At 66.7% G+C, this 790-nt stretch carries 1 protein-coding gene; it reads left to right on the top strand.

Going from position 1 to position 790, the window contains the following annotated elements; genetic code table 11:
* A partial coding sequence (locus JT723_RS34650; RefSeq protein ID WP_240166663.1) for a glycoside hydrolase family 99 protein occupies positions 1-790 on the top strand: 790 nt, incomplete at both ends.

The following is a 790-nucleotide window of genomic DNA, read 5'->3' as shown; positions in this document are numbered from 1 at the left end:
CAGCCCGCGACGCTGTTCTCCTCCTACGACCAGCAGACCGTCGACACCCACTTCCTGTGGATGCAGCAGAACAACATCGACACCGCCGCGCTCCAGCGCTTCAACCCCACCGGCGGCGAGGGGCCGACCCGCGACGCGATGACCGCCAAGGTCCGCACCGCGGCGGAAGCCCACGGCCGGAAGTTCTACATCATGTACGACGTCACCGACTGGACGACCATGCAGTCGGACATCAAGACCGACTGGACCAACAAGATGAAGGCGTACACCGCGTCCTCGGCGTACGCGACGCAGAACGGCAAGCCCGTGGTCTGCATCTGGGGCTTCGGCTTCAGCGACGACAAACGGCCCTTCGCACCCGCCCCGTGCCTGGACGTCGTCAACTGGTTCAAGGACCAGGGCTGCTACGTCATCGGCGGGGTGCCGACCTGGTGGCGTACCGGCGACCGGGACTCGCGCCCGGGCTTCTCCGACGTCTACCACGCCTTCCACATGATCTCGCCGTGGATGGTCGGCCGGATCGGCAACGTCGGCGACGCCGACAACTTCTACAACGTCGCCACCGTCCCGGACCTCGCCGAATGCGCGGCCCACGGCATCGACTACCAGCCGTGCGTCCTGCCCGGCGGCGTCACCGACCGGCAGCGCGCGCACGGCGACTTCATGTGGCGGCAGTTCTACAACATGTGCCGCGCCGGGGTGCAGGGCATCTACATCTCGATGTTCGACGAGTACAACGAGGGCAACCAGATCGCCAAGACCGCCGAGTCCCAGGCCTGGGTCCCCACCA

Origin of the sequence: Actinacidiphila bryophytorum (genome assembly GCF_016916835.1) — a bacterium.
Lineage (GTDB): Bacteria > Actinomycetota > Actinomycetes > Streptomycetales > Streptomycetaceae > Actinacidiphila > Actinacidiphila bryophytorum.
Note: the sequence above shows the minus strand (reverse complement) of the source record. Positions and strands in the feature narration are given on the sequence as shown.